The sequence below is a fragment of the Aeromonas sp. QDB23 genome, assembly GCF_027707745.1.
GTDB lineage: Bacteria > Pseudomonadota > Gammaproteobacteria > Enterobacterales > Aeromonadaceae > Aeromonas > Aeromonas allosaccharophila.
Genome location: NZ_JAPCJA010000097.1, coordinates 1 through 6,096, shown reverse-complemented (window position 1 = coordinate 6,096; position 6,096 = coordinate 1). Strand labels below are relative to the sequence as shown.

Below are 6,096 nucleotides of genomic sequence, written 5' to 3'. Positions count from 1 at the left end.
ATTGAACTGTCAGGAGCTGGCTGCACAACAGCCATTACGCCCAATCAACTGGTGCAGTCGTCTTCTGAAAATGACACCCACACTGCCGAGCCACCACCGAACAGGGCACCGGTGGTCAGCGCCTGAGAACCAAGGTTGGCGCTCAGGTTGATCTGTGGGTAGAGCTTGGCGACAGCCACACCATAGTCTGCATTGGCCGCATGCAACAGCGCCTCTGACGCCTGGATATCCGGTCGGCGGCGCACCAGTTCTGAGGGCACGACGAGCGGCATCTCGACGGGTAGAGTGAAATCGGCCAGAGTGAAGGCCGGGATGCCACCCGTGCCTGGGGCACGACCGGCTAGCACCGCCAGTAGATGTTCGGTTTGTTGCAGTTGTTTACGCAGCGCAGGCAGTTCTGCCCGCGTTTGCTCCGCCTGAGCTTGTAGGCTCAACGCTTCATCAGGTGAGGCCTGACCGATACGCACGCGTTCATGGGCTAGGCGCAGTTGCTCATCCTGCACGCGCAAAATGGCAGTAGTGGCTTCTAGTTGCGCGGCGAGGCGTGCTCGGGTAATGGCAGCGGTTGCCATGTTGCCGGCAAGGGCCAGGCGCGCAGCATTCAGTTCGAAGCGACGGTAGTCGGCGCGAGCAGCCAAGGCTTCGAGTGCGCGCCGGTTGCCGCCAGCCAGATCGAGGTTGTAATGCACGCCAACGCTGGCGTTGTAGAGGCTGAATTGACGTGCGTCTCCGCTCAACCCTTGGCTACCGGGACTCATTTGCTGGCGCTGAGATCCCAGTGCGACATCTACCTGTGGATATTGCGTCGAGCCCGCCTGTGCGGCAAGAAGCTCCTGCGCGTGTCGCAAATTGGCGCTGATGCTCGCCAGCGTCGGGCTGACATGGAAAGCTTCGTTTATCAGTCCGTCGAGTGCGGATGAACCCAAGCTTTGCCACCATTGCGTTTCGATCGGAAGCCCTTCGACTAGACGTTGTGTTTCGCCGAACTGCGTGGGAGCGGACGCGGTTCTATCAGCCACTGGTATTGCAGTGTAGCGAGCCACATCGGGTGCGGTGGGACGCTTAAAATCAGGGCCAGCGGCGCAGCCGGCCAGACCGGCGGTGATCAGACCAGCTACCAGGTAAGTTGCCGCAAGCCGTCCTTCGAGGCTGATGGGGCGCTGGCATGTTTTAGCGTGCTCCATAAAAATGCTCCACGAAAGGTTTACGGAAAGCTTGGTGGCAGCCCAAGCAGCTTTCCTGCACGTGGGCGAATGATTGGATCACCGCCTTGCCGTCGCTGCTCGCAGCAGCCAGCTTCATGGCCAGCGCCGCCTCGTGAGTCTGCGCGTCAAAGTTTCTGAACTTGGTCGCATCAGCGCCGAGGTAAGCAAGGATGCGCATTTTTTCAGTAAGCGGTGGCTCGGGGTGTGCAGCAACTTTTGGGGCGAGCTGAACGACCTGAACCCATTCCTCCTGCGAAATCGCACCGGTAATAGCCTGCATGTTGCGCCCGAGTTCCTGCATGATCTTGCGTAGCGCCAGTGGCTCAACCTGGGTAGCGTCACCAGCCCAAGCTGGCAACTGAAAACCCCATAGAAGCAGGCAGGCCGTAACGGTCAGGGTGATAGTTCCAAATGCGTGGCTGTGTTTGCGGTGGGTCATGAAATTCTCCTGTAATTCAATCATTCTCTCATTCGAACTCCCGCCCTTCGCCAGCTTCCTCATGGGTTACACCGTCGCGGATGTGGTAGATGCGCTTGAAGGTCGGGATGATCTTTTCGTCATGGGTGACGACGATGATGGCGGTCTCGAACTTGCGGGCCATGTCGTTGAGGATGCGGATTACAGCCATGGCGCGCTCGGAATCCAGCGGCGCAGTGGGTTCATCGGCCAGGATCACTGGCGGGCGATTGACCAATCCGCGCGCGATGGCAACCCGTTGCTGCTCGCCACCGGAGAGTTGCGAGGGCATTGCGCGAGCTCGGTGTTGCACATCAAGCGCCGTGAGCAATTCCAGTGCCTTCGCGCGCGACTCTCCATTCGCGACGCCTGCAAGCATCGGCAACAGCGCCACGTTGTCGGTGACATCGAGAAACGGAATCAGGTACGGCGCCTGGAAAACGAAACCGATCTTGTCACGCCGTAAGGCGCGCAGGTCGCGGACTTTCCAGCCATCGGCGTAGATCACTTCATCGCCCAGCGTCATGCGACCGGCGGTCGGTTCGATCACCGCACCCAGACACTTGAGCAGCGTGCTCTTGCCGGACCCGGAAGGGCCGATCAGTCCCACCACTTCACCAGGTGCAACATGCATATTCACGTCTCTCAAGGCAAAGACAGCGGTGTCACCATCGCCATACCGCTTGCTTAAACTTTCGATGTGTATCCCTTTGCCACTCATCTCAACCTCCAATGGCTTCGGCCGGATCGACCTTGAGTGCCATGCGAATGGCGACGAGGCTAGCTAGAACGCAGATCACGAGCACGGCAAAAAAACCGGCGACAGAATCCATTGGCGTGAGCAGGACATATTTTGGAAAAGCCGGTGCTGAAAAGGTGGCTGTGATCTTGCCGACCACGAAGCCAATCACGCCCAGGGCGAGCGCCTGCTGCATGATCATCGCGGCGATGGTTCGGTTGCGTGTGCCGATGAGCTTCAACACCGCGATCTCACGGATTTTGTCCATCGTCAGCGAATAGATGATGAAGGCAACGATGGCCGCGCTAACGATGGCCAGAATCACAAGGAACATGCCGATCTGCTTGGCCGAGGTGGCGATCAGCTTGCCGACGAGGATGTCTTCCATCTGTGCCCGGGTGTAGACCGTCAAACGCTTCCAGCGCTGGATGGATTCGGCAACCTCGTCCGGCGCATGACCAGGTTTCAGAGTGACCAGCACGGCATTGACGAACGCGTTGCTGCTCTGTGAAGCAATCACGGCATCCAGCAAACCTGGATCACCGGGTCGATTGAAGACCGGGTTGGCTTCGGTGCGACGCCGGCTTTGCCAGATGGCATCGTTGTCCTTGAGGAACTGGGCCTCCTGGGCATCTTTGAGCGGAATGAATACCATCGGGTCGCCGCTGGACGACACCATGCGCCGTGTCAGCCCCACGACGGTGTAATGATTGCGGCGAATGGCAAGACGATCTCCCAGTTTGAAGCCGGTGGCGATGTCGGCCACAGCCTCGTAGTGACCGCGCGTGATCTGGCGTCCAGCGACGAGATAAGGAGGCCATCCGGGTGTAGCCCCCAACGCACCGGGCGCGATGCCGACCACCATGGTGCGTACATCACTCTCGCCCTTGCGTACCTGCATGGTCAGGTAGGTCGCGTTCGCTGCCTGTGAGACTCCCGGCATGGCGAGAATGGCGCGATACACGTCATCGTTGAGGCTGGACGACTCCGCATAAGGACCCAGAGTATCCTTTTGCACCACCCAAAGGTCAGCGCCACTGTTGTCGAGCAACGCCTTGCCGTCGTCCACCATGCCTCGGTACACCCCAGCCATGACTAGGGTGACGCCGATCAGCAGACCCAGACCGATGCCGGTGAAGACGAATTTCCCCCAGGCATGGAGAATGTCGCGGCCGGCCAGGCTGATCATCGTGAAACTCCCGGGATATGCTCGACCACATGGATGCGGCTGCGCGCCGTCAGTGCCTTTTCGCTATAGGTCACAACCTGGTCCCCATTCTTGAGCCCTTCGCGCACCTGCACGTAACCATTGAGGTCGGAAGTGCCGAGCTTGACCGGGGAGAAATGCAGATCACCATCCACGATTTGCCAGACACCAACTTTATCGCCTTCACGCTGGACGGCAGCGTTGGGGATCAGTGGAGCGGCCGGGAGCGCCGGCAAGTCAACCGTGACTTCGGCCAGTTCACCCACCGGTGGCAAAGGTTCTGGTTTGTTATCGAATGTCACCTTGGCAAGCGTTTCCTCGGTTACCGCGTCGGCCTTGGGTTCCACCCGCAGCACGCGGCCTTTCAAGGTCTGGCCACCACGCGAACGCAGGACGATATGAGCCGGCAACCCCCCAGCCAGCCCCGATGCGCTGATCTGGTCGAAGCGCACATTGATCCACAAACTCTTGGGGTCGATCACTTCCACCACGGCCTGGCCCGCGACGATGGTCGTGCCGGGATCGGCATCGCGCACGGCGACTACACCGTCGACCGGCGCGATCAGGCGCAGATTGCTCCGCTGCGCGACGAGTCCTTCGCGGTCGGAGCGTGCCCGGGCAATATCTTCCCGAGCGGCGGATAGGGCGGCATCGGCGATCTGTAGTTCCTGCCGCTTGGTGGTGACGATTTCCTCGCTGGTCGAGCGCACCGCAAACAATTGCTCATAGCGGCGCGCCTGGGTCTGCGCGTAGGCTTGCCGGGCTTCTGCCTCGCGCAAAGCCGCTTCCGCCCGCTTGAATACAGACTCCTGTGAGCGCACCCGATCATCAAGGTCGACCGGCTCCATCTCGCCGAGCACCTGTCCGGCCTTGACCTGGTCGCCTACATGCACCTCCAGGCGTTTGACGCGCCCGGCAAACGTCGGCCCGATCTTGTAGGTGTAGCGCGCCTCCACCGTGCCGATGCCGAACAGCGCCGGTGTGATAGCCCGTGATTCCACGCTTGCCACCGTCACAGCGACCGGGGCGAGCGGCCCTGATCGCAGACCGACATAAATAAAAAGCACCAGCAAAGGAATGATGACGGCAAGCAGCGCCAGGGTGCGGCCTTGCAAGGGTAACTTTTTCATTGCGCACTCCTTATGCCACGCCGATAAATTGCAAAGACGCGCGGCGCATCGCGGTGCATACGTCCCACATCACCCGCCAACAGCGATTGCATGACCAAGCCCTGGATCGTGCCAATGAACAGCGTTGCCGCCGCCTCGTTGTCAAGCGAGGGAGACAACTCGCCGCTGGCCTTGCCTTTCTCGATGAGACGATGCAAACGTTCGCCGTAGCGCTGAATCAAGGTTTGCACCATGCGCTTGGCCGGTGTCGATTCGGCACGCTGAAGCTCACCAAACATCATTCTTGGCACGCCTGGGTGCTCAGCTACGAATTCGATATGACTCATGAACATCGCCTCCATGGCTGCCAAGGGCGACTCGATTCCTTGTGCGGATCGATCGATTCTGGCTAATAGGCGCTCTGCTACCCACTCCATGACCGCCTGCCAAATGGCTTCCTTGTTCGGGAAGTGCCGAAACAGCGCACCCTGGGTCAAGTTCATGTGTTTAGCGATAGCCGCAGTGGTTATCTCGCTTGGGTTTTGTGAACCGGCAAGCGCCACGACGGACTCGACAGTTACGGCACGACGTTCATCGGCCGGCAGATGCTTTGGATGGGTGTCCACGAGCACTCCTTGTAAGATAGTAATTAATTACTATCTTACCACAAGAGGCAACTCAAACAAGAGAAAACCCGACGTACTCGTCAATATCTAAATAACTGATCCCAATAGTGCTACACCTTCGCTGTGCCATAGCCATTCCCCGGGAAAGGAGACACGGTATCCATGAAGTGTTTCACTCGGGCCAGCAGGCTGGCCATTCCTCTGCATTGATGATTGCGCGTGATGGTTTCATGTAACTTGTGCCTCAGCCGTTCTATGTGATTAACCCAAGGGCTGTAAACTGGCTGGAACACCAGGCAGAACTTGGGGTTCTTCTTCAACCATCGCTCGGTCTGTTTGCTTTTGTGAATGATGTAGTTATCGAGGATCAGTGTGATGGTTTTGGCTCGTCGGTAGTGGCGACGCAGCTTTTCCAGCATGGCGATAAACAGCGATGAGTTTTTCTTTATCCCGCTGACGTAAAGTACTTCCATTGCCTGCATGGAGAACGCCTGCCAGGTAATGTTTGGCGTTCTTTCCAGGTGTGACAACCCGCTTTTGCTGCGCTCTGAACATCCAGTCGGCCCCTAATTTGGGATTAAGGTCTATATCGACTTCATCCTCATAAAACACCGAATTATCTGCATCACAGCGGGCCAGTGCCGCGTCGATATTAGCCATTTTCTCCTGATAGGCAGGGTCTTTTATCCGCAAGGTCGGCACGGGCCTTCGCCAGACAATGCCCATACGCGGTAACCATCGGCGGAGCGTGGA

6 protein-coding genes and 1 pseudogene are annotated in these 6,096 nt (G+C 58.5%); all 7 read right to left on the bottom strand.

The annotated features are described in order from the left end of the window. Nucleotides 1–44: 44 nt before the first annotated feature. Nucleotides 45–1,184, bottom strand: a complete 1,140-nt coding sequence (locus PG888_RS22090; protein ID WP_442866249.1) for an efflux transporter outer membrane subunit — start codon at nucleotides 1,182–1,184, stop codon at nucleotides 45–47. Beyond that, nucleotides 1,171–1,644, bottom strand: a complete 474-nt coding sequence (locus tag PG888_RS22085) for a cytochrome c (protein ID WP_003056106.1) — start codon at nucleotides 1,642–1,644, stop codon at nucleotides 1,171–1,173. Before PG888_RS22085 ends, PG888_RS22090 begins: the two co-directional genes overlap by 14 nt. Nucleotides 1,645–1,672: 28 nt before the next feature. Next, nucleotides 1,673–2,383, bottom strand: a complete 711-nt coding sequence (locus PG888_RS22080; protein ID WP_004393997.1) for an ABC transporter ATP-binding protein — start codon at nucleotides 2,381–2,383, stop codon at nucleotides 1,673–1,675. A gap of 1 nt (nucleotide 2,384) precedes the next feature. Continuing rightward, nucleotides 2,385–3,590 carry an ABC transporter permease gene (locus tag PG888_RS22075; protein ID WP_004393995.1) on the bottom strand — a complete coding sequence of 402 codons (1,206 nt, stop codon included), beginning with the start codon at nucleotides 3,588–3,590 and terminating at the stop codon, nucleotides 2,385–2,387. Next, complete coding sequence (locus PG888_RS22070) at nucleotides 3,587–4,738, bottom strand: efflux RND transporter periplasmic adaptor subunit (RefSeq protein ID WP_023266980.1); 1,152 nt, start codon at nucleotides 4,736–4,738, stop codon at nucleotides 3,587–3,589. Before PG888_RS22070 ends, PG888_RS22075 begins: the two co-directional genes overlap by 4 nt. Beyond that, nucleotides 4,735–5,343, bottom strand: coding sequence for a TetR/AcrR family transcriptional regulator (locus PG888_RS22065; RefSeq protein ID WP_004393990.1), 609 nt, complete (start codon nucleotides 5,341–5,343; stop codon nucleotides 4,735–4,737). Before PG888_RS22065 ends, PG888_RS22070 begins: the two co-directional genes overlap by 4 nt. A 110-nt stretch (nucleotides 5,344–5,453) precedes the next feature. Continuing rightward, nucleotides 5,454–6,096, bottom strand: a pseudogene (locus PG888_RS22060) (IS630 family transposase); the annotation flags it as partial.

Coding starts and splice junctions, on each gene's coding strand:
- PG888_RS22075 (WP_004393995.1), bottom strand. CDS start 3,590: ATGATCAGCCTGGCCGGCCGCGACATTCTCCATGCCTGGGGGAAATTC.
- PG888_RS22090 (WP_442866249.1), bottom strand. CDS start 1,184: ATGGAGCACGCTAAAACATGCCAGCGCCCCATCAGCCTCGAAGGACGG.
- PG888_RS22070 (WP_023266980.1), bottom strand. CDS start 4,738: ATGAAAAAGTTACCCTTGCAAGGCCGCACCCTGGCGCTGCTTGCCGTC.
- PG888_RS22080 (WP_004393997.1), bottom strand. CDS start 2,383: ATGAGTGGCAAAGGGATACACATCGAAAGTTTAAGCAAGCGGTATGGC.
- PG888_RS22085 (WP_003056106.1), bottom strand. CDS start 1,644: ATGACCCACCGCAAACACAGCCACGCATTTGGAACTATCACCCTGACC.